22 protein-coding genes and 2 pseudogenes are annotated in these 21,990 nt (G+C 50.7%); 11 read left to right on the top strand and 13 right to left on the bottom strand.

Annotation, left to right across the window (positions count from 1 at the left end; translation table 11 throughout):
- Positions 1 to 86: 86 nt before the first annotated feature.
- The 5 genes and pseudogenes from EL633_RS38135 to EL633_RS14670 form a co-directional block, all read right to left on the bottom strand.
- Positions 87 to 951 (bottom strand): annotated as a pseudogene (locus EL633_RS38135) (IS5 family transposase).
- Between the two features lie 145 nt (positions 952 to 1,096).
- Positions 1,097 to 1,861 (bottom strand): annotated as a pseudogene (locus EL633_RS14685) (DUF1156 domain-containing protein); the annotation flags it as partial.
- Positions 1,858 to 5,394, bottom strand: coding sequence for a protein NO VEIN domain-containing protein (locus EL633_RS14680; protein ID WP_126627896.1), 3,537 nt, complete (start codon positions 5,392 to 5,394; stop codon positions 1,858 to 1,860). The gene EL633_RS14680 and the pseudogene EL633_RS14685, both read right to left, overlap by 4 nt.
- A 372-nt stretch (positions 5,395 to 5,766) precedes the next feature.
- Positions 5,767 to 6,411 carry an MT-A70 family methyltransferase gene (locus tag EL633_RS14675; protein WP_126627895.1) on the bottom strand — a complete coding sequence of 215 codons (645 nt, stop codon included), beginning with the start codon at positions 6,409 to 6,411 and terminating at the stop codon, positions 5,767 to 5,769.
- Positions 6,411 to 7,034 carry a BglII/BstYI family type II restriction endonuclease gene (locus EL633_RS14670; RefSeq protein ID WP_126627894.1) on the bottom strand — a complete coding sequence of 208 codons (624 nt, stop codon included), beginning with the start codon at positions 7,032 to 7,034 and terminating at the stop codon, positions 6,411 to 6,413. Before EL633_RS14670 ends, EL633_RS14675 begins: the two co-directional genes overlap by 1 nt.
- 463 nt (positions 7,035 to 7,497) lie before the next feature.
- On the opposite strand from EL633_RS14670, the gene EL633_RS14665 reads away from it, so the two are divergent.
- A complete protein-coding gene (locus EL633_RS14665; RefSeq protein ID WP_126627893.1) occupies positions 7,498 to 8,721 on the top strand; it encodes a helix-turn-helix domain-containing protein in 1,224 nt (407 codons plus the stop codon).
- Positions 8,722 to 8,760: 39 nt separating this feature from the next.
- On the opposite strand, the gene EL633_RS14660 is transcribed toward EL633_RS14665, so the two are convergent.
- The 3 genes from EL633_RS14660 to EL633_RS14650 form a co-directional block, all read right to left on the bottom strand.
- Positions 8,761 to 9,312, bottom strand: coding sequence for a flavoprotein (locus tag EL633_RS14660; RefSeq protein WP_126627892.1), 552 nt, complete (start codon positions 9,310 to 9,312; stop codon positions 8,761 to 8,763).
- A gap of 2 nt (positions 9,313 to 9,314) precedes the next feature.
- The gene (locus EL633_RS14655; RefSeq protein ID WP_126627891.1) at positions 9,315 to 10,727 is read right to left on the bottom strand and encodes a helix-turn-helix domain-containing protein; all 1,413 of its coding nucleotides are present in this window, start codon (positions 10,725 to 10,727) and stop codon (positions 9,315 to 9,317) included.
- Positions 10,728 to 11,176: 449 nt separating this feature from the next.
- Complete coding sequence (locus EL633_RS14650) at positions 11,177 to 11,392, bottom strand: helix-turn-helix domain-containing protein (protein ID WP_161982151.1); 216 nt, start codon at positions 11,390 to 11,392, stop codon at positions 11,177 to 11,179.
- Positions 11,393 to 11,887: 495 nt separating this feature from the next.
- Here EL633_RS14650 and EL633_RS14645 point away from each other — a divergent pair, with 495 nt between their 5' ends.
- The 8 genes from EL633_RS14645 to EL633_RS14615 all read left to right on the top strand — a co-directional run bounded on the left by EL633_RS14645 (position 11,888) and on the right by EL633_RS14615 (position 16,184).
- Positions 11,888 to 12,160 carry a hypothetical protein gene (locus EL633_RS14645; RefSeq protein WP_174845166.1) on the top strand — a complete coding sequence of 91 codons (273 nt, stop codon included), beginning with the start codon at positions 11,888 to 11,890 and terminating at the stop codon, positions 12,158 to 12,160.
- Between the two features lie 112 nt (positions 12,161 to 12,272).
- Positions 12,273 to 13,169 carry a class I SAM-dependent methyltransferase gene (locus EL633_RS14640; RefSeq protein ID WP_161982150.1) on the top strand — a complete coding sequence of 299 codons (897 nt, stop codon included), beginning with the start codon at positions 12,273 to 12,275 and terminating at the stop codon, positions 13,167 to 13,169.
- 144 nt (positions 13,170 to 13,313) lie between these two features.
- Positions 13,314 to 13,781 carry a hypothetical protein gene (locus tag EL633_RS14635; protein WP_126627888.1) on the top strand — a complete coding sequence of 156 codons (468 nt, stop codon included), beginning with the start codon at positions 13,314 to 13,316 and terminating at the stop codon, positions 13,779 to 13,781.
- A 343-nt stretch (positions 13,782 to 14,124) separates the two neighbouring features.
- A complete protein-coding gene (locus EL633_RS14630) occupies positions 14,125 to 14,370 on the top strand; it encodes a DUF6429 family protein (protein WP_126627887.1) in 246 nt (81 codons plus the stop codon).
- Between the two features lie 103 nt (positions 14,371 to 14,473).
- Entirely contained in the window at positions 14,474 to 14,956 is a 483-nt protein-coding gene (locus EL633_RS14625; RefSeq protein ID WP_126627886.1) for a nucleoside 2-deoxyribosyltransferase, read from the top strand.
- Between the two features lie 117 nt (positions 14,957 to 15,073).
- Complete coding sequence (locus EL633_RS36540) at positions 15,074 to 15,241, top strand: hypothetical protein (RefSeq protein WP_161982149.1); 168 nt, start codon at positions 15,074 to 15,076, stop codon at positions 15,239 to 15,241.
- Between the two features lie 249 nt (positions 15,242 to 15,490).
- Positions 15,491 to 15,871, top strand: a complete 381-nt coding sequence (locus EL633_RS14620; RefSeq protein WP_126627885.1) for a nuclear transport factor 2 family protein — start codon at positions 15,491 to 15,493, stop codon at positions 15,869 to 15,871.
- A gap of 112 nt (positions 15,872 to 15,983) precedes the next feature.
- Entirely contained in the window at positions 15,984 to 16,184 is a 201-nt protein-coding gene (locus EL633_RS14615; RefSeq protein WP_126627884.1) for a hypothetical protein, read from the top strand.
- 371 nt (positions 16,185 to 16,555) lie between these two features.
- Here the strand turns inward: EL633_RS14615 and EL633_RS14610 are convergent, their stop codons facing one another.
- Positions 16,556 to 17,872, bottom strand: coding sequence for a tetratricopeptide repeat protein (locus EL633_RS14610; RefSeq protein ID WP_126627883.1), 1,317 nt, complete (start codon positions 17,870 to 17,872; stop codon positions 16,556 to 16,558).
- A 62-nt stretch (positions 17,873 to 17,934) separates the two neighbouring features.
- Complete coding sequence (locus EL633_RS14605; RefSeq protein WP_126627882.1) at positions 17,935 to 18,279, bottom strand: hypothetical protein; 345 nt, start codon at positions 18,277 to 18,279, stop codon at positions 17,935 to 17,937.
- A gap of 1 nt (position 18,280) precedes the next feature.
- On the opposite strand from EL633_RS14605, the gene EL633_RS14600 reads away from it, so the two are divergent.
- Both EL633_RS14600 and EL633_RS14595 read left to right on the top strand, forming a co-directional pair.
- Positions 18,281 to 18,817: a VOC family protein gene (locus EL633_RS14600; RefSeq protein ID WP_126627881.1), complete on the top strand. Its 537-nt coding sequence runs from the start codon at positions 18,281 to 18,283 to the stop codon at positions 18,815 to 18,817.
- Positions 18,818 to 19,489 (top strand): hypothetical protein, encoded by a 672-nt coding sequence (locus EL633_RS14595; RefSeq protein WP_246039137.1) that lies wholly within the window; start codon positions 18,818 to 18,820, stop codon positions 19,487 to 19,489.
- 426 nt (positions 19,490 to 19,915) lie between these two features.
- Here EL633_RS14595 and EL633_RS14590 read toward each other — a convergent pair whose 3' ends face one another.
- From EL633_RS14590 to EL633_RS14580, 3 genes are read right to left on the bottom strand one after another with little or no spacing between them, the layout of a single operon-like run.
- Positions 19,916 to 20,704, bottom strand: a complete 789-nt coding sequence (locus EL633_RS14590) for an SDR family NAD(P)-dependent oxidoreductase (protein WP_126627880.1) — start codon at positions 20,702 to 20,704, stop codon at positions 19,916 to 19,918.
- Positions 20,705 to 20,762: 58 nt separating this feature from the next.
- Positions 20,763 to 21,290 carry a GyrI-like domain-containing protein gene (locus tag EL633_RS14585; protein WP_126627879.1) on the bottom strand — a complete coding sequence of 176 codons (528 nt, stop codon included), beginning with the start codon at positions 21,288 to 21,290 and terminating at the stop codon, positions 20,763 to 20,765.
- A 3-nt stretch (positions 21,291 to 21,293) separates the two neighbouring features.
- A complete protein-coding gene (locus EL633_RS14580; RefSeq protein ID WP_126627878.1) occupies positions 21,294 to 21,590 on the bottom strand; it encodes a MerR family transcriptional regulator in 297 nt (98 codons plus the stop codon).
- Positions 21,591 to 21,990: the final 400 nt, after the last annotated feature.

Genomic DNA, 21,990 nt, shown 5'->3' with positions numbered 1-21,990 from the left:
GCTATACATTTTGCTCCACGCCGGTTGACAGTCCCCTCCTGTGGAGATTTTTTATCGACCTTAAGAGTGTGTCTTAACACACAGAGTTAGTAACGGAAAGGAGCCAAACGCACCAAGAAGAGACGAATGGCAGCCACTTTGATAAACGCCTCGCTACTGGAGGGAAGCCCTTCATAGTCGCGAGCCAACCGTCGGAAGCGGCACAGCCAGGCAAACGTCCGTTCGACGACCCATCGTTTGCGTTGCACCTGAAAACCACCTTTGGGTTTCTTGATCTGAACAGGTTTTCCATCAATGAGAACCCAATCACTCTGCGACGTTTTCTGCTCCTGCGGAACGATTTCGGTATCCCATCCCAGATGTTCTTTGATCCATGTGGTCAGTGGCCCAAGATATCCTTTATCCGCGAACATATGGCTCACCCGAGGAAAGCATTTCTTGAGTTCCTCTAAGAGCAATGGTGCACCCTTACAATCGGCGATACCGGCCGTATGGACTTTCACGGCCAGCAGAAAGCCTTGCGTGTCAACCAGAATATGACGTTTGCGTCCCCAGATTTTTTTTCCCGCCATCAAACCCACGCTCGATGCCTCGCACCGCACTGGTTTTGATGGATTGGCTATCAATGATGGCCGCACTTGGCTCTTCCTCTCGGTCGAGCGTCCGGCGGGCTTGCTTGCGCAAACTGGCCATGGCTTCGTCCCAGACGCCAGTGCGTTGCCAGAGGCGGAAGTAATGATAGACCGTCTTACACGCCGGTAAATCATGGGGCATCTGTCTCCAGGAACACCCGGTACGCAAGACGTAGAGGATCCCATTGACGATCTCGCGTCGCGCAACAGTTGGAACGGTCGCCGTGGGTGAGACCTCTGGAATGAAGGGAGCCAGCAGCTCCCATTGGGCGTTTGTGAGGTCGCTGGGATACGGTTTTCGGCCAGATGGGTAACACATCTCGTTTGGTCCTTTCTCAGTGCTTTGTGAACTCCTTTCCTTTTCTTATCGGCATTTTACTTGGGTTAAGACACACTCTAATAGAAAATTGAATAACCGGGGGAAATTTTGTATTATCAATACTTGCATGTATATAAGTATTATTTTTCTTTGATAATTCAAAAGAGCGAATCAGTGGCATTTCAGCAGTACAAGCAGGGCTTGGGCATTTGACAGTTCTAGCCCAGATCCATGCAATAACTGTGGCCTGACCACCACCATATTCTTTTGGCAAATGTGCTTGCGGATAAAGGCGTCCAATACGCTTTTCCGCTTCGTCACGCATCCATTTACCATAGTAACGAACATCGTCTGCTAATCCTTGAGCACCATGCCATTGACTCTGTAGTAATGTCTTTTGTGCCTCTGGATTTACTGGTGGTAGACCAGCAAATTTAGGGGGGATTTCAATCAAAGCTTTATTTAACAATACAGCTACTGGATTGAGGTCGCTCGCATGAGCTTCCAGGCCCAGGCGTTGCGCTTCTAAAGGTATCGAACCACCACCAGCAAAAGGATCAAGAACGGGTGGCAGATTTCCATTGGTCGCTTTGTGGATCTCTTCTCGTACCTGTTGCATAAATTTTTCGTCGTTGGAGTTCTCCCATTTCACCATCTTTTTAATAAGATCAAAAAGACGTTGGCGCTCTGTAGCCTGTTCTGCCTCAGTTGGAAATAATTCAGGATGTTCACCTGGATCATCAACCAGGGATGCAAATAACACGGCACGGCACGTAGCCAGAGGGCGGCGCGCCCACCAGAGATGCAAAGTTGAAGGATGCCCGTGACGAATTGACTTCTCACGTCCAGCTTCTTCGTTAATTGCCTCCAGTGGCAAAGAGACTTCGATAAGCTTTTTATGGTATGTCATAATACAGGATTAGCTCCTTTGGCTAGTAGTTGGGAGAGGTCGTAGGCCACACTGGTGGCGGCAAAATCTGGTTCTTTCTGGAATGGTTGACGAATATAATGCGTTTCGCTACTATCGCCTTCGATGAGGACGACCGCCAGAATAAAATCGTCGGGCTTATTGAGTGCGGTCAGGATCTCGTTGCGGGTGACCATGACATTGCGGGCACCTTTAATACGGCCTTTGACTTCAACAAAGCGTAACTTGCCTGTGTCGGGAACACGGGATTCGATGTCGTAGCCGCACTTATCCATGCTGACATCGCGCGGCTCATAACCCAGCTGGCGCTCGATAGTCATCACCGCCTGCATAGCTCGCTGCTCTACCTCGGCAGTATCGCGGGCAAACATATCAGGGGTAGTGTCAGTTGGCTGAGTGCCCTGCAGGCGGTTAAGCAATCCTTGCGGGATCACCAGGACACCACCAACGACAACAGGAGGCAGAGGTGAGAGCCGACTCTCAAGATCGAGTTCCTGCATGCGACGCTGCAAACGGGCATAGAGATCTTGCGCACGTTGATGGGCCTTCTGCGAGTTCAACCTGGCATTCACCTTGCCGCTGGCCTCTAACGCTTTTAGTTGCACCGAACGATTATCCCAATAACTGATCTCGTTGGTCAGGCGCTCATTCACCGCCTCGCGGGTTTTATTGATCTGCTGCTCACGGTGCTGCTTCACTTCTGAAAGGTGACGCGGCACCAGTTGCGTCATAGCATAATTACGGGCCTGCTCTTCCAGATCGCCAGCCAGCCAGGGCAGCGTGGTGAGTTGCATAGCACTGGCTAACTCCTCTTCTGTCAATGGACGATAATCCAGGAAGGGGGCATAGCCTGCGGCATGCAATTGCGTCTGCTCATCCAATTCCACAAACTGTAGTTGGCGCGAGACCACATTGCGGCGTCCATTGGCATCTACACGCGCATCCTGGATTGTATGCTCCAGGTAAAAAAGCACGCGTGCCTGCTCACCATTGTCCTTGGCATCAACCAGGATCGCGCCTTGTTTAAGCAATACGCGATATTGCTCTAAGATCAGATCAATCGTGGCATCCAGCAAGGGATGACCAGGACACACCAGGACGGCCGGTGGACGCCCTTGAACATTCACGAGATCCTTTTCAAAGGTGATACGCTCATAGCCGGACTGGATAATGGTTCGTGGTCCAAGCTGTGAGGCGCGATTGCGGATAGCTGGTGGTACAAATCTGAGCTCATAGCGATCGGCCTCCCGCTGCACATAACGACCACCAAAGCGTTTCAGCGCCGCCAGGAAGAAAGAACCGATAAAATGTGGCTGAAGACGACGAGCATCTGCACGCTCCATCTCCTCACGGATCTGACGCACACGCACCACATCCATCACTTCATGCGTCAGGGCACGCTGATCCAACAAATCCTGCAGATGCTGGTGATCCAGTGCATCCGCCACCACCCGTTTCAGGCGTGAGCGCTGTGCTGGTTGATCACCATAGCGGATGGCTTCGATCATCAGGTCGCGCAGTGGACGGCTATCAAAGAGAACCTTGCCCAGCACATCAAAGACCTGACCACCCAGAGCGTCGCGCTCCTCCTCCAACTTCTTGAGCAGCGTATGAAAAACCTCGCCCTCACGTGTATCCAGGGCCACCAGGTTCCACAAATGGCAAATCTCGGTCTGGCCAATACGATGGATGCGGCCAAAGCGCTGCTCCAGCCTGTTCGGATTCCAGGGCAGATCATAATTCACCATCAGATGCGCCCGCTGCAAATTGATCCCCTCACCAGCAGCATCGGTCGCTAGCAATATCTGCACCTCGCGATCCTGCGTAAACGCTTCCTGCGCCCGCAGACGATCCTCACGCCTCACGCCGCCATGGATCGTCACTACCGCCTCCTGACGACCAAGCAAGGTACGAATACGTATTTCCAAATAATTCAATGTATCGCGATGCTCAGTGAAAATAACCAGCTTACGCCGATGTCCTTGCGCATCAAACATCTCGGCATTACTTTGCAGCAGCGCAGCCAGCTCCTCCCACTTGCGGTCCTGTCCGCCCATGCGCACACGATAGGCCAGCTCCTCCAGTGTACTCAGCAGAGCAATCTCCGTCTCCAACTCAGCAATCGTACGCGCAGTCGAAGCTTGATCAACCAGCCGCTCCTCCAACGCCTCCACCTCAGCAGTTGGCGCATCCTCCAGATCATCCAGATACTCATCCGAGAGATCCGGCAAAGTATCCTGCCAGGCGGGCACTTGATCTAAGGAAGTATGATCATCCGACTGCTTGCCAGCCTGCTCTTCGAGCTTCACTCGCTGCTCCAGACGCTCACGACGGCGGCGCAACGACTGATAAATCGCCTCAGGAGATGAAGCCAGTCGCCGCTGCAATGTGGTCAAAGCAAAACCGACCGTGCCTCTACGTCCATTATTCTGCAACTGATCGGCACGATTAAACTCGCGCCGCACATACTCCGTCACATCACGATACAGCTGCGCCTCCAAAGGAGAAAGCTGATAATTCACGGTATAGGCCAGGCGCTCAGGAAAAAGCGGAGTCCCATCAAAGCGATAGAGCTGCTCCTTCACCAGGTGACGCATCATATCAGAGACATCCACCGTACGCACCCCGGTTCGGAAGCGACCCTCAAAACGATCCTGATCCAGCAACGCCAGAAATAACTGGAAATCCTCTTCCTTACCATTGTGGGGAGTCGCCGTCAGCAGCAACAAATGACGCGTCAGTGAGCCCAGCAACTGACCAAGCTGATAGCGGCGCGTATATTTCACCTCACCACTAAAAAAGGTGGCCGACATCTTATGTGCTTCGTCAACCACCACCAGATCCCAATCCGTCTGCTGCAACCGCTCACGTGCCCGATCGTCACGCGACAACTTATCCAGGCGCGCAATACACAACGGCATCTCCACAAAAGGATTGCCAGCCGCAGCCTCAATCCGATCATTCGTCAGGATCTCAAACGTCAAATGGAAACGCCGCTGCAACTCATCCTGCCACTGCTCCACCAGATTCCCAGGAGAAACGATCAAACAACGCTTTAAATCCCCACGGATCAACAGTTCTTTGATCAGCAATCCAGTCATAATCGTCTTGCCCGCCCCAGGATCATCGGCCAGCAAGTAACGCAAAGGCTGCCTGGTCAGCATCGCCTCATAGACAGCCGTAATTTGATGAGGGAGAGGCTCAACTTGAGAAGTATGGACAGCGATCAATGGATCAAACAAATAAGCCAGGCGAATACGATAAGCCTCAGAGGTCAAGCGGAAAAGGAAACCATCGGCATCGAAGCGCCAGGGAAGCTCCTTCGTTACCACCTGAAGATCAGCGACACGATCCAGATACAATAACTCGCTCCCGAGATTCCCTTCAACATCTTTATACACCACCTCCACACCAATAGCATCCAGAGGGCGAACGCTAATCAGGGTGACGGGATTATTTCCTGGAAGCAAACCACGAATAAGCGTACCAATCTGCAAATCAGAGAGTAGCGCCACAGTATTAGCTTCTTTCTAACTTTTCATAAAATAGAAGGTAATAGTAAACATAACAAACTAAGGGATAGGTGTCAATATTTCACTATATAGCGATATGTGTCATTCATATCGCTTATTTCAGCAGCTTGAGTTCACATCCCATATCAGCCGTACAACAGCGAGCATTTTTTCTTTTGCTCAGGCCCATTGGGCCGAACCAACACAAATTTGTTACCAAGCAAAAGCTTGTTGATTTTACTGAAACACCTGGGGCAAGCAGCGAGGCCAACAAGATGCATAGCAATTGCTAATACCATGCGCAAACAAGGAGTTCCCAGAAATGGCAGGAAGTGAGCCTACTTCCTGCCAACTCCACATATAGGTGCGTGCGTACTAGTCGCCCATAGCAGCCATAGCATCATCAGCCTTGCCAATACTGGTTTGCCGAGAAGGAGATGCCAGGCATGGAAAGAGAACGATATCCAGTTGGTCGCCCCATTGCGTCCAACCAGCACGATGGTGACGAGCAAACAATTCTACATGTGGGCCAGCACTGCACTGCTCAATGACGTCATACAGTTCATCTGGCTTACGTGAATGTTCTCGCTTACGTGTACGGATAACGTTTACTTGCCTTCGACCAGGTGCGAGCGTCCGCAGCCGACCACGCGTCCCAAACAGAATGACTTCTGTGACATTACGAAAATAGAAGCCAGTTCCCCGACCATCTGGTTCGCCGTCCTTGCGAATTTTTTCCCACATCAGATAGGTCTTATAGGTAAATCCCCATTCCTGCATCACAGCCAATCCATCAGCCAGCAATGCATTGGGAACCCAAAGGTATAAATGAGATTGGGGCAAGGCTAGTGACGCCACAGGAAGAGAGCGTATTTCGGCAAGTGTCATCGTGTGATAACGCATTAATCGCTTATGCTCCGGCGCATTTTTTCCTGTCCGGTTCTCAAATTGCCATGGAGGATCAACAAGGATTGTTCCAAATCGTCCAAGATCAGATGAAAGAGATGGAGGTGTTAGCATTATGCACCCTCCTTTTGGTCGATATAGAGTGCTTCTGTGATCCCAAATACAAGAATAGGACAACCAGCACCGCCACCTGCATGGATTTTTTGCTCTAGCTTTCCCATCTGCGTTGTGGTCGTTCCAAACTTTGTGCCTTTGAGCTTATGGCTCTTTCTCAATTCCTTGAACAAGTGTTGCAGACTATCTCCTCGTGTGATAATAATACCGGCACTAATCAGATTCAGTTGGTACAAGAGGCGAAATTTTTCAAGGTCCCGATCGAAAAACTCTTCTTTACTGTTCCATTCGACTTCTAAAGCCACACCATCTTTATAGTGGTCAATTCTCCGCTGATATGAAAGATGGGGCTTTTCATTCACAAACAATTGGATATCAAACGTTCGCTTTTCCCATCCCAAATAGGTCAGAGGCGTCTCAATCCCTTTGCTCATAGGAGACCTGGAGCCACCTTCAGCAAGAATATCACTCCGGTACAAACGAAACTGAAATAATACATTGAGGACATCTACATAGGCTTGAGAAAATTGATAGGAGAGAAGAACTTCGGCATGCTTCCAATCGAGCACGCTGTAGGCGCTGTGTACAAATGAGCGCACAGTTACAGAAGTATCTGTTTGCATGAGTGCTTCCTTCTCGTAAATATTTATGTACAAGGAAATATGCACTACATCGACATTGTACAAATGTAATAATCAGGAGCGTCATAGAATTATTTCTACTTCTTTATAATCATACCATATTATTAACTTTAATTACACCATACGCAATTAAGTACATTACTTGTTCTGCTTGGATCTAGTAACGTATTTGCAGCTCAATAGCTATCACAAGAGAGGTATGTTCGTCACCTTACCTCTTTTCTTCCACGATGGAGAGCCCTTCATTCTATGAGCACTCGCCCTTTTCCATATAATCTATTCTAATAATTTAATTATTATATTAATACATAAATAAACCTTCAAATATCCCCCAATTTTCCAATACAACATGGATATCTTTTTATTTTTATACTTGAACAGAAATATGAAGTGCATGGATATGCTATAGTAATCTTGGTACAGCATCTCCAAGGAAGGAGCAAATATGAAGAACGAGAAGCTAAGAGCAGAACGTGTAAACCAACAACTCAGCCAGGAACTTCTAGCGAACCTGGCTGGCGTGTCAAGGGCGAGCATTGAAAGAGCCGAGAATGGGGCCATGCCTCGTAGTGATACGATCAATCGCATTTGTCATGCCTTAAATAAGTCACCAGAGGATCTCGGCTTTGTGACATTTTCACGTCGAGAGGTCAATACAAAGATAGCCACAGGTGTGCTTGGTGGGCTGCTCCTGCTATCAAGCTTGTCCAGCAGTGCTGTCCCGAAAACGTTGGAACACTTCTGGGGCAATGATTCACTTGCTCAATATGCAAAAAGTATTATCGCCTGTCAGAATATCTACTTCGCGGGCCGTCCTCAAGAGGTTGAGGACCTGCTCCCCATACTCATTACGCACACGACTCACCTTGCCTCAGTTGAAGGACCCCAGCAGACGTCAGCAGGCCAACTGGCCTCGCTGGCACTGCAGCTCGCCAGTGAGATCGCCACAGATCGGGAGAACTTCGGACAAGGGGAACACCTCGCTCGCCAGGCCTACGACTTCGCAGAGTTGGCGGCAGACCCGAACCTGCAGGTATCGTCCCTCATTGCACTTGCGAATATTGGTTTCCACCGCAAACGGAGTACAGCAGCCCTGCACGCATATCAACAGGCGGTTTCGCTATTTAGCGATGAACGCATCACCGCACTGTCGAAAGGACGTGCCTACGCAGGACTGGCGGAAGTTCAAGCCATGCGCGGCAATCTTCAAGAAGCAATGCGAGCCAAAGGCATGGCCTATGATTGCTATCCCGAGGTTCCAGAGAATGACCCTGCCTACCAGCATCTGAGATCCTCCCATTACGCTCTCTATGTGTTTGCAGACCTTCAAACTCACCTCTTTCTGGGACAACCCAAAGAGGCAAAGCTAGCATTAATCCAGCTACAAAAGACGAATAAGGATAGTGAGAAAGAACCCATCACCAAACTAGACCTGCTCTATTATCAGGCAGAAATCGACGTTGCCCAGAACAATATTGAGAGCGGCACACGTATCCTGGAGGAGGCTGCAACCCTGGCCAGAAAACTAGGATCACGACTCTACTTCAATAAACTGACCACGAGCTACGAACAGACCCTATCTAAGTGGCCTCATGAAACGATGATTACCAATCTGGCAGACATCTTTCACTGGAACGAGATATCACATATACACAGATATACTCCCTAACGCGATTTGATGGCTCCCACATGGCAAGGCCAGTTCTCCTTAGTTGTTGCCGTGAACCTTCTCCTGGATGACGCTGTTCAACGTTGTCAGGATAATCTCAGGTGGGACGCGATTTTTGGGAGGATAGAGTTGTGGCTCATACAAGACATGGACTTTATATTTTCGGAGTAAGCGTACGCTTCTTTTGAAGGCTGGATTCGTATCCAAACCACCCCCCGTTCTAAAACAGGGAACAGCCACAATTGGCCTATTGAGACCCGTATATTCGCTGAGCAGACCAACCGCCAGCGTATCACTTATACCCAGTGCCCATTTATTGATGGTATTAAAGGTGGCAGGAAACACAATAATGGCGTCCGCTGGTGGCAATACATCTGGTTCTTCCGGCTTTTTGTATTCGCTTCGTACGGGATATCCAGTAAGCTGTTCGAGTGCAGAAATATCAAGGAAATTCCTGCCATAGGGTGTCGTGATGACACACACAGTCCATCCTGCCGATTGAGCGCATTTCACCAATGCCAGTGTCAGAAATGCCGATGAACTTCCGCATGCAATCACATAGAGTACTTGAGGATGCGGCCGATCAAACATAGTTATAGCGCTCCTTGAAACTGGATATATGGCAATATACTTTCAATATGTGCATCAAGATTTTTCACATGTGTTGTTTTCTTCCGTTGTTCTAGCTGATGCCGATGAGCGAGGACACGTTGAAACACTCGTGCAGAGCCAGTTTGTTCAATGATGGTAAGAGCTTGTCCAGCATACGTACATGCAGTTTCGACCTCATCTAACTGAGCGAAGGTTGTTGCAAGATCCACAAGCGTAATCGATTTTTTGTGGAGACGCTTTTCATCCATCGATGATAATCGCTTATTCAAAAATATTTGCGCTTTCTTTGGCTGTCGTAAACGTACATAACACGCGCCTTTATAACCGAGCAAATGGGATTGGGTGAAAGGAGCATATGCTAGATCAGAAAATGTGTAGGAAACATCACCATCTTGTCCACGTTCTATTAAACTCTCAGATTGGTGTAATGCATGAAGACAATCGTCTGAATTGTTGAGGTGCGCTTGAACTTCTGCCTCCACAGCCCACAACCAGGCAGTAATGACATCTGCAGCTTTTCCTGCTGCATTTGTACGTGCCTCTTGCAACAGCGGGAGTGCATTCTCAGCATCTCCTCTATAAAGAGGGATAAAACTCTTCCGGCCAAGGATGACCGCCTGTAACACAGCATGGCTACATTCTTCTGATGCCTTCAAAGCCACATCATAATAACGCTCTGCCTCTGTATTATTCCCTGCATTAAATAAAATGTCACCAATAAGCTGGCTTGTCTCGGCGGCTAAATTGCAAAGAGAACTAGTGATATGTGCAGGCAGAGAAGACTCCAGAAGTTGAGTGATTATTTCTAAGTGTTTAGAAACATCTTGTAAAAGATACACGGATTTTTGGGAACGGATAAAACGTTGCCGATTATTTTTTGTGATTAATTCAAGATGCGCCAGCAATGATATATCAACGCTTGAAGGTTTTTTCAACGCTCTTATAAGCCTCACAACGATATCAGCATCGGGCAAGAGCGAGGAACCAAGGGTTGCTCCAAACGCTTGCTGAATGAATTGGCGTCGTAATGCATCCAAGTTTATACCTCCTTCTAGCTCTTTTACTGCAGTCATTATACCTTGAGAAACTGCCTGTGAAAGATAGGGAAGCTCTCCTTGTATGTCAACTTGTGGCATCAACAATGAGCTCTCAGTATGTGAATTCCCTGTGTGGTTATGGTGGGAGGGAACAATGAACCCTAACTCTTCTGCTGTAAGACGAAAAAGACTGCACAGCTTTTCTTGATAATAAGGACCTGGGCTCCTTTCGCCTGTTTCCCAACGACTGATCATATCTTTACTGGTATCAATTTCAAGCCCCACCTTTTTCTGGGACCAACCGCGCAACTCTCTCTGAAAGCGGAGTTTTGTATTCGGCTTCTTCTCTCCTGCCATATCTATATTCCACCCGCATCTTACTATTTTAAATTTCCACCATGAATTATACCATGAAACATACTACCATTATACATGGCATCTTTTGTCATAAAGAAGACATTTTATTTGGGCACCAATCACGTTACGCTATACCTAAGCAATATATGTAGAAAGACTGAATGTGATCAGAAATATCCATTATGCGTGATCCCACTCTCATATGGGGGGAGAAGTTATAACTTAGCTGTGGAAGAGGAGGTCAATTATGCTACGAGGTGGTCGGGGCAATGACGACCTGAGTAAGCAACATTACGAAAATACAATCGATTGCGAATATTACTCACATAACCTTCAGTGTCCATACTGGTAGCAAGAACCTGAGGATGGTGTCTGGGATCACAATAGATGAGGGTAGTGGTAAACGCCATAATCTCATACATTACAATTATAGCAACAAAGAGGTCAATTTAGCTTTCCTCATCAACGTATTCGATGAGATCAGATATGTCAACGCCTAACGCTACTGCAATCTTATCCAATGTATCAAGAGAGGCGTCACGAAATGGATCATCATAAATGAGCTTAATTGTTCGATAAGACACATCTGAAGAACGCGACAATTTTCCCATGCTCATTTTCTGGTCTGCCGCGACTTCTTTAATCTTTAATCTTCTACGACGCATGTCCATTCCTCAGTTTAGCTCATTTTAGATACATTGTAACAAAGTACTACTCTTGAAAATAGTCGTAATGTAATGGTAGTATATTTATCAGACAACTTTGATACTAGTATTGTATTACTACTACCACTAAAAATCGGAGCATTCTCAAGGGACATGGTACAGCTAAGGGCAGCATATCAAGCGAGACAGAACGTGAAGTTGGCAATGATTATTTTCGAGTAACAACTTTAAACAATACTATCCACCATCAATACTAAGAGGGCATCCTAAAGGAAGAAGGATAAAGAAAAGAGAGCTCATGATGAAAACATAAAAAATCTCCTGGTTATTTCGCGCCACATAATAGTATGGCCATATCCATGGTTGTGCTCATAAAGACACCAATAGAACACTATTAAAAAACGCACCTACATGTTTTCACATGGACAATATGTAGACAGGACATCATTTTGTCATTTTATACATGGAGCCATAGTATATATCAGGAGAAAGAGCATGCAGCAGCATCCCAGCGACGTGGTTCGCTTACTTGAGCTTATTGATGCAGAATACACGGCCGCCAGGCGTGGCCTGTCGGGAACAGCAGCGGGCGTCTCGCAGCATCAGTTTATTACGAACAAAATGGAGCGGATGGAACTGCTCCATCAGGAATTGCGTACGCATGTCGGCGAGCAGGCCATGATGCTGATTACCCAAACTATTGATGCTTCCCACAGTGATACCTCGGATAGCTCCGACAACCAGGAAGAACCACCAAAGCTCTTGTGATTCATGTCATTCATTGGATAGCAGGGGTCACGCACACCATCACACAACACTCGACCTTGTTCACACTATTGTCGGGAGCCTGGCTGGCTCACGAGTAAAGGAGCAACAAAAAATGGGTCTCTTTTCGTTCTTGCGCAGAAAAAAACCGATACGGAACGATTGTCATGATCATCTCTTCACCCGTCCCGTCGCCTTTATCCGAGGCCGTAGGCACCGCGTGGATGTTCCCTATGCTTTACCAAAGGATGAGCGTGAGGAGGAACGCATTAATTTTCAGCATTATACCCTCCACAAGTTATTGGGAGGACACTATCACGCGCCCATTGATCCTACTACAGTGCAGAGGATCCTGGATGTTGGCTCAGGAACAGGCAAATGGGCTCATGATATCGCCCGCCACTTTCCTCAGACGCAGGTGTATGGCCTGGACCTGGAACAGCCGCAGGCAATGGGATTGCAGCCTCCTGAGAATTATCACTTCGTGCAGGGCAATGTCATGGCCCCCCTCCCATTTCCAGACAACCATTTTGATTTCGTCCATCAACGCCTCCTCGTCAGTGCTATCCCATCGAGCCTGTGGCCCGCCGTGCTCCAAGAAATTGTTCGTGTGACCAAATCAGGCGGCTACATCGAACTGGCGGAGGCGGGAAACGGCTATCAGCATGTCGGGACCTCTACACAGACCTTCCTGCAATGGGGACAAACTGCCAGTACCAGGAAAGGCATCGACCTGACCCTGATGAAATACCTGGGAGACCTGCTGGCCAGTGTGGGAGTAGGACAGATCCAGACCAAAACGTTTCAACTTCCCGTTGGCGCCTGGGGTGGAAAAGAAGGAAACCTGTATGCGAAAGATATGTATGCCGCCTTCCAAGGGCTCAAAAACTTTTATTGTCTGGTCGGTGGTGTCCATCCCAACAGCTTTGACGCCACCCTTGCAGCCCTCCCACAGGAGTGGGAAGCCTGCCATACCACCCATGAGTTCTATATTGCCTATGGGCAAAAATAAGGCGATCACGAGCGCGTCTGTCCAGCCTGGATACCTGCTGGACATTCTGCGTCAAGCGAAGTTCTCCCTGCTCCTGACTGACGACAGGACAGACACTATGATCGCGATGGAATACTCCACAAGGAATAGGAGGAGAGGCCATTGATGGAAGCCCAACCAACAAAATCAACCCTGCAACAACTCCGCATGCGCTATCCCTTTGATATCCCAACCCTGGCTCGGCAAGCCGGGGTCGGGACCGCCACCGTCTATTACGCGCTGGTGCAAAAACCCATTTATCGGCAGAGCGCTGAAAAAATCCTGATCGCACTCTCACAGCATACCGGTCGCCCACTTTCCTTTGAGCAGGTGGACATCATCACCTGGGATGACTACCTGTTTCTCTGGATTGTGCGGGCAAGCCGCGAAACAAACCAGAACGATACAGAGGCGCATCTGCTCGATGAATACCAGTTTGTCTATGCACGCGACCGGCACCATGCAGCCCTTCTCGCTGGACCATGGTTATCCCAAAAATCACACCTCACCCATCATTCCTTCACGCCATGTCCAGAGGGCTTCCTGATTGGCGATATCGCTATTCCAGGACATCTCACAAAAGGGGCGCTGTGAAGAAAAACTGTCCCTGGATTTTTTTGAGGCACATCCATTCCAGCCACTACAACCTGGAAGATCCTCTCTGGCGTTACGCTCCTACGGATTGCCCCACCCACCAACGCCAGAGTGATACAATGAGCATCAAAGACACAAGGAATGGAAGAACAGAAACGCCTGTCCATTCGCACGCGAATTCGTAGCCAGTATCGCCTGCATCCAATCTTTTAGGACAAGATGACACATGGCACGTCTACCTCGCTGATCTGGTAGAACGGCATCACCAAAAATCAAAATTATTGCCACTCTTGAGAGCTTTCGCATACATGTATTCACGTTCAGAATGAGAGGAGTCACCCGCATGGATACCTACGACCAGGACAAAATAGACGAAGTAGTCCTCGCCCTGCTACAACTGACGCTCCATGATTCCTACCGCGCCTGGAAAGGATTCGACTGGGAGGTCCTCAATAGGCTCTATGAGAAGGGCTGGATTGATAATCCCCGGAATAAAGCAAAATCTATCGAGTTCACCCAGGAAGGCCTGACCCAATCCGAGCGTTTCTTTGCAAAGCATTTTGGCCTCGACCATCCATCTGACGAATAGTCTTCCACCGTTGCACTGCCGTGCAGGCTCGTCACCCACGACACGGGTACAACGTCAGTCGTGACCTTGCAGGACGCCTGATACGTTCAGGGAAAAGGAAAATATGATGCTTCTGTACTTTGCGGCGCCCCTCTTTTCACGTGCGGAGCGCCTGTTCAACGACAACCTGGCACAGCGCCTGGAAGCGCACGGCTTCACTGTTTTCTTGCCCCAACGAGATGGTGTCGAGAAAAACAAGCCACCCTACGACGCTATGCCACCAGAAGAACGCCGACAAGCCCTTTTCGACCTCGACACCCAGCAGATTCTGGCCTGCGATATCTTTTTGTTTGTGCTTGATGGCCGGGTCCCTGATGAAGGAGCATGCGTGGAACTTGGGATCGCCTATTGCCAAAGAACACTCCAGCGCAGCCGGAAATTGCTGCTTGGTTTCCAGACCGACAGCCGAGCAGCGTTCCTGGGTTCAAAACTCAATCCAATGATCCGGGTCCCACTCGATGGCATTGCCCCTGATGAAGACACCTTGTTTGATATGCTCCAACGCTACCAGACAACAGGAAGGATACACGTGTCAGAACAGCGTTGAAAGCATGCTTCTCAAACCAGACTCCTGGATAGTGCACACCAGGCTCCTTCTACCACCAATGCGCACGGCTTACGCCAGATCTTTTTGCATGAGCATCACTTTGAGGATGCCATTTCTGTGCTGAAAACGGATCGGCGGCACACGCTGGTGACACTGGTCGTAGACGCCGCACGCAAAGAGCAGGCCGTCCTGAAATGGGTGGTCCAGGCGTGCCGCCAGCAAGCCGAGGATAGTATGAATGGAGCCAAAGCTTCCCACTATCAGGCAGCAGCAAACTGGTGGTAAATGACCCGGCATGTCAGCAGCTTTTGCCTTCAAACAAACATGAGCACCTGCCCCCGATCATGAGCACTGGTAGAGATGTTCCAGGGAAAAAGGCTCTCCATCTGGTATACTTGCCTCAGACGTTGTACATTCGGTTCTTCATCGCAGGCTGACTTGGCGTCAAGAACGCTTCATTTCCCGCTTGTGCAAGAGAGAGACCAATGATTGCATCAGCGGTTGAATGTCACATACATCGAAAGGGACTGCTTTATGGAGAGATCTATTGAGCACCAGGCTATCATACAGGCTGCCCTCGATTATATTGAGGGATGGCATGAAGGAGATGCGCAACGGATGGAGCGGAGCCTTCATCCTGATCTGGCCAAACGAATCGTGATGCGAAAGACCTCTCCCTATGGAGGAGACCAGCTTTCCCAGATCAGTGCTCTGGGCCTCGTACAAAAAACACGTCGAGGGATTGGTCTGAAACCGAGAGAGGAACGACGTACGAGCGTGACGGTGTTAGACCAATCGAGACACAGTGCGAGCGTGAAGATTGAAACACCTGATACGGTTGAGTATCTGCATCTGTCGACATGGAATGAAGTCTGGGTTGTGGTGAATGTTCTGTGGGAACTGAAAGAGGGCTGATGGCACTGGTGCATACCCATGCCGCTTTGAACCTCCTTGGAGAAGTGACAAAACGTGGTCCTTCTGACCACATTGTTCCAGTTCGCCAGGGTTTTTATGTACAGGTATCATTATGGTATTGCGTACATTTAACATTACCTGGAATAATGCCCCAAAAGGACTTGCCATCGCTTTTCAGATCACGCCAACCACGGCTCTGTCTTTTGCCTTACTCTGGTTGCCTGCTCTCCTCAGAATATTCACCCTCCTGGGAGGAGGACTCAAAACGCCAGCAGGAGAGCTTTCAAGTCCAGGTATCAAAGAGGATTTGTAGTAGACCAGGAGCACGCAGCTGAATGATTCCCCTCTCGAATTCAGGCCCTCGAGTACAAACGGATGCGAATAGCACTCCAAGCGCTTAGCGTGCTATTCCAAGATATGACAAGGATCCGTACAAATATGGGCCATTTCACAGAAATGAGAGAAGCCCAGCCGTTTATCATGCTCTTTGTCGCCTTTCTCCTCCTGGCTTGTTCTGGATCAAAGGATACCTGATAGGTTACCTCGATAAGGGTTCACGACCCTATCCTTCGTAACGGCTTACGTGTGCACCAGACCCTATAAAACGACAAGAGCAAGGATGTGCGCAACAGCACATCCTTGCCATTCGACAAGAAGAAGAGGAAGTCCTCCCAGGGCAGCAACCTATGCAAAACGTGAACTCTTGACGGGTGAACTATCCCATAGCTGCTGACGACGCCCCTGTGTGCTCAAGGCAGCCGGAATAGCCGCTCCATGACTGGTTGCAGCAGTCTTCACCAGGGCTTGTAACGTCGGCACATCCGCTAATGCTTCGCTCTTCAGCTGGGTTTGCAGCAGCTCTGCCGCAATACTGGCTGCATCGTGCTCATCTGGTTGGGTGTGTTCCACCTGTTTGGTATCGGGATTCACTCTCATCTGGCTCTCCCAGGGAGCATGGTTCACCTGATAGAAGAAGGTGGTAACGTCAGCGGTTACGGGGAATGATTCCGTCCAACAGGTTGCATGGCTCCAGAGCACCTGTCCCGGGTGATGCTCGCGAATCGAGACCAGAATTGGGCCGTCCAACAGGCTCAGATCATACGCGGCGATCAGGCCCGGCTCTGTGTGCCCCTCATCACTCCAATACACCAGCGGAACGTGAAGTTTGAGTGCCAGGGCCTGGGCAAGAATAGTGCTGCCACGCTCAGGTAAAGCAAAGATGCGTGGGACAGAAATGTCCATTTCCTTCAAGGTGGCTTCCAGACGCAGGATGCCCTCCAGGCAAAGATCTCGGGTATCCTGCACAAAGGCATAGCGGCCATTCATGCCCTCATCAAAGCCATACGGTGAGAGATGAAGTAAAAAAGCACCCGTTACGACATAATGCCAGCCGCGGAGATCCTGCTGGTCCAGTGAGGAAACGTCTTTGATCGCATCTGCGCGGGCCAACATGCTCGCAATACGACTCGCCAGTTCCTCCTGGTGCTCATAGGACCCTTGCTGAAGGGATGCAAGGAGTTTACGTGGAGTTTCCAGATCACGGCTCATGATCGCGTTAAAAGCCAACAGATAACGGCTCAGATAATTATGCTGTATGACCTCAGGGCGAGCCTTGAGGAGACGGCAGGCCTCTGCGTTCATGCCCATCGTCTCCAGGGCGCTTACCAGCTCGTTGAGGACACCTGCTGAATCGGGAGCCAGGGCATGTGCTCGGGCGAGTGCCGTTGCCGCCAGATCAGGAAGCCCCTGCTCAAACAATTGATATCCTATATCATACAGAGCTTGCACATCGTCAGGATGACGTACAACCGCCTGCACACCATTGGTGAACTCTTCGCCCGCCAGGATCGCGGAGATCTCAGCAAAAACGCTCCACGCCTCGACGAAGTCGCTTCGCTCCCAGGTCTTTTCCGAATACCGCAACACCGAACGAACGATCTGAAAAGCCTCCTGCGCATTCCCCTGCTCCAGTGCCTCTCGTGCCTGCTGTAATGCAGTCATATCAGTATTATGCATCCATACTCTCATATAAAAATAGTGAAACAACGTCTCTCTAGGAGAAATTATAAACGATGGCTTGTGCAGAACAAAAGACCCTGGCCGCTCCATAGGCCAGTCATTGACCCACACACCTTCCGAACAGGGCAAGGGGAGGTCAAGACTGATGAGGGAGCGGGCCAGGGCCAGAAGGTGATGAGGCGATAGCTTACAACCTGGGCGCAGGCGGTAGCCACCACCAGGTCCGCGCATGCCTTCCGCCGGCATCCCCACTTCTGCAGCATCAGAATAGAGCAGCGCACCATTCGCGGCTCACCCTCCAGGCGGCTCGCAAACGCTTCTCCGCTCACATGCGCATGCGTTTGCAACAATTCCAATAAGGTCAGCAGGCGCGTCGTTGGATGGGACATCTTGTGCCCTTTCCCCGCAAAATCAGCGAATACAGGACCAATTGTATCCGCTACTTCGGGTAAACTGCAGGGGATGGATGTTTCCTCATCCAAAGAAAAGCTGTGTTGTCGGAAGAGAGAGAAGGAGCATGAGATGGACCTTTTGGGCTTCCGTTTGCTCGTCACAGATTGCAGCGCGGCGGTTCATTTCTGGCGCGATCTGCTGAAATTCTCCCCACACGTTCAGGATGAGACGCCGGGTTATGCGTACGTTGACACGAGTACGGTCGTGCGGGATTTGATGCGTCACGACGAGTTCGCCGCTGCGATGGGCTCTCCGGTGCCGGTGCCAGTGCCGGTGCCAGTGCCACAGGGACGCCAGGTGGTCATCGAGGTGCGCGTGGATGATGTCGACCCCACCTCTGCTGAATCGATCACGCAAGGCGCGAGCGCTGTTTCAGAGCCGAGGGATCGTCCCGCGTGGCGAGCACGCACGGCCCATGTCGCTGATCCCGATGGACACATGATCGAGATCTTTACGTCTTTGCCTGCCTGGTAGGTGGGAAGAAAGATCAGGCTGAATATGACAGACATTTATCTCGAACTCGCTGGAAAGAAAGCCGTTGCCTGGTCGCTAGAGTGGCCCGGCTGGTGCCGGGTTCGCACACATGAGGCGGAGGCCATCCAGGCATTGATTGAGACCGAGCCACGGTACCGGCTGATTGCGCAGCGGGCCGGGCTGGACTTTACGCCCGGCGATCTCGTGGTGGTTGAACGCCTGGCAGGCGACTCGAACACTGCCTGGGGTCTACCCGCCGTTCAGGCTCCTGGAGAAAGCAAGCCGCTCAACGCAGCAACCGCGCAGCGTTCTGTGGCACTTCTGCGCGCTTCGTGGGAAACACTGGAAGAGGTCGTGGCGCGTTCGCCAGAAAAACTCCGGAAGGGACCACGCGGCGGCGGTCGCGACCGCGACGAGATCCGCCGCCACGTCATCGAAGCTGAACGGGCTTACGCGCGCAAAATCGGTATACGCCACAAGCCGTTCAGGGTAAATGATCTGGGCGCGCTCAAAGCCATGCGAGAAGAGATCGCCACCGTGTTGAGCCAGCCAGCCTCCGGCGAACCTCTAGTACCCGGCGGCTGGAATGCCAGTTACGCGTTCCGGCGTATGGCCTGGCATGTGGTTGATCACATCTGGGAAATCGAAGATCGTCGAGACGCATGGTTGTAAGACCAGAGAACAACCACACTGATGAAGGGTAGGGCCACGACCATCACGTTCCGTCAGAGGAGTAAGAAGCAAAATCTGACCGATAGAAGATGAGCAAACGCCTGAGGCATTGATCGAGACAATGGCGATGATCAATGCCTGGAACTGTATTAACGCTTCCACCAGGCAAGTCGCAGGCCAGAAGTGGTCATGGGACAGGGTAGTTGACGTTCAAAAGCAGCACACATCCATAGGTCACATGACTGTGCTGGAATGACAGCTCTTTTGCTCGCTTCCATTTCCGTTTGGCTCCAGACGAGCAGAGATTGAAGTGGGGTCAAATGGAGCAGAATCACGCTGTCGTCTCTATATTATCCGCACATCCATAGCCACAAAGCAGTCATCGTGTCACTATGGGAGCGGAGGCGAGATGATGAGACGAAAACATTACCCGATCCCTTCGGCAATCGCTGTTCCCATGGGATTCGCCATATCCCATGCGGTGGCCACCAGGCGACGACCGGTCACTCCTGCTGAGGCATCTGACGCGAGAAACACCGCTGGAGCCTGCATGATCTCTGGCTGCAGCAGCCGCGCTCGCATCTCTTCGGGAACCTCTGAAGGGAGCATGCCAGTATTAGTTGCCCCTCCAGGGAGCAATATATTGACCCGAATACCGGTAGCGGCAAGATCCTGCGCCCAGATGTCCGAGGCCGCCTCCAGCGCCGCCTTCGAGGGGCCATACGGTGAGAAACCACGCCGCTTCATCGTCTCATAGCTCACGCTGATATTGAGGATACTTCCTGGGCGTTGCTGCTCTCGCATGCGTGTCACCACGGCGCGGGTCATGTAGAACGGCCCATTGACATTGGTGGCAATAATCATCTGCCATGTCGCAGGGTCGACATCCCAAAACTGGGAAGGCTCGGTGAGAAACGACGCATTGACGTATTTCATCCCGCGACCGGCGTTATTGACCAGGATATCGATCTGCCCAAAGCGTTGGATCGTCTGATCGACGACCTGTTCGCACGCCTGTGGGTCCGTCACATCGGCAAGCAGGGGCAGCAGGCGTTCAGACCATCCCTGTTGTGTGAGTTGCTCAAGTTCTGCCTGTTCTCGTGCTGCGGTCACCGTCACGGCTGCCCCCTCTTGCAGATACGCTTCTGCAATCGCTCGCCCTACTCCTCGTCCCGCTCCTGTCACAATCGCAATTTTGCCCGTTAAGCTTCCCATCTTCGTGTTCCTTTCGTTCTTCTTCTACCGGGTACGCACGTGTTTGAGCCCCGCTCGTTCAGGCCAGTTTCTCCACCGGAAACTGGATCTCGGTCAGCGCATCATCCAGATTTTCGCCCCGACGCAGGCGAAGCTTGCGGCGTGATCCAACAATAGTATAGGCATTCTGTTCCATCCAGGTGCCCAGTGCGTGATAGGCTAACGGCGCCAGTGAGGGATGTCCATGATGGAACGTACTCGCCATGCGGGGACACGCTGGCAACTCGCAGCGTGTCAGCCGTCCCTCACTCTGTGTGATCAGCGTCGTGGCATCTCTCGCCTCAACCGGTACGACAATCTCCACGGAACCCGGAGTGTGCTCGTCCTCACACCCGGCATGAAGGACGAGCAGATGATCGATGGGTTTGACCCCGCAGCGTTGCAACATCGCCTCGATGGCACCAATCCAGTGCGCCTGAGACGCCACATCTGTCGTTGTCAGGTGCAGGCAGACCCCTGTGATCGGCTTGACCGCTTTGAGCACGACTTCATAGGCCGGGAGACACGTGCCATGCTCAAGAGACCTGAGCCGTGCTTCAATGCGCACCAGTTACTCCTGTTCAGCCTGGATCTGCTGCTGGAGTTGTGCCTGTCTGAGCCGCAGCATTTCGTGTACCGCCTCAGGAGCTATGCCGTCGTTCAGAATCTCAACGATCTGGGTGAGTCCCAATCCAAGCTCTTTGAACGCAAGAATGCGATGCAGGGACGGCAACTGATCCATCGAATAAAACCGATAGCCCGTCTCAGGATCAACCTGGATCGGCTTGAGCAGTCCGATCTCGTCGTAGTAGCGCAGGGTGGTCATCGACACCTCGGCGAGCCTGGCAAAATCACGAATTTTCAACATCTTCTCTCATCTCTTCCTGCCCATGTATAGATACATAACCCATGCTTGTCACAAGCATACAACGTTCAGGTAGGGTGAAAGTCAAGAGGAGGCACAAGCAGAGCACACAACGTCTCCATCATCTTCACCCCACCATCTCTCTCACAACAAAACGATGCGTTTTATCGAAGATAATGATTGCGTACTACACTCTTGCGCTCTCTAAGCAAAGGGCTCCGGGGTGCTGGACAACACCTCCAAAGCTACGAAAAGGCTTTTACACGTATCCTGGGCCTACCTCGAGTGGTGATACTCCTATGATAGTGTTGTGATCGAGATGCCCTTTCGACCCGGCTCTCCCCTACCGCGCTGCGCTGACCAAAGGGGAAAAAGTGAGGCGCCAGATCAGCCAGAAAAACTG

The sequence above is a fragment of the Dictyobacter alpinus genome (genome assembly GCF_003967575.1).
Taxonomy (GTDB): Bacteria; Chloroflexota; Ktedonobacteria; order Ktedonobacterales; family Ktedonobacteraceae; genus Dictyobacter; species Dictyobacter alpinus.
Note: the sequence above shows the minus strand (reverse complement) of the source record. Positions and strands in the feature narration are given on the sequence as shown.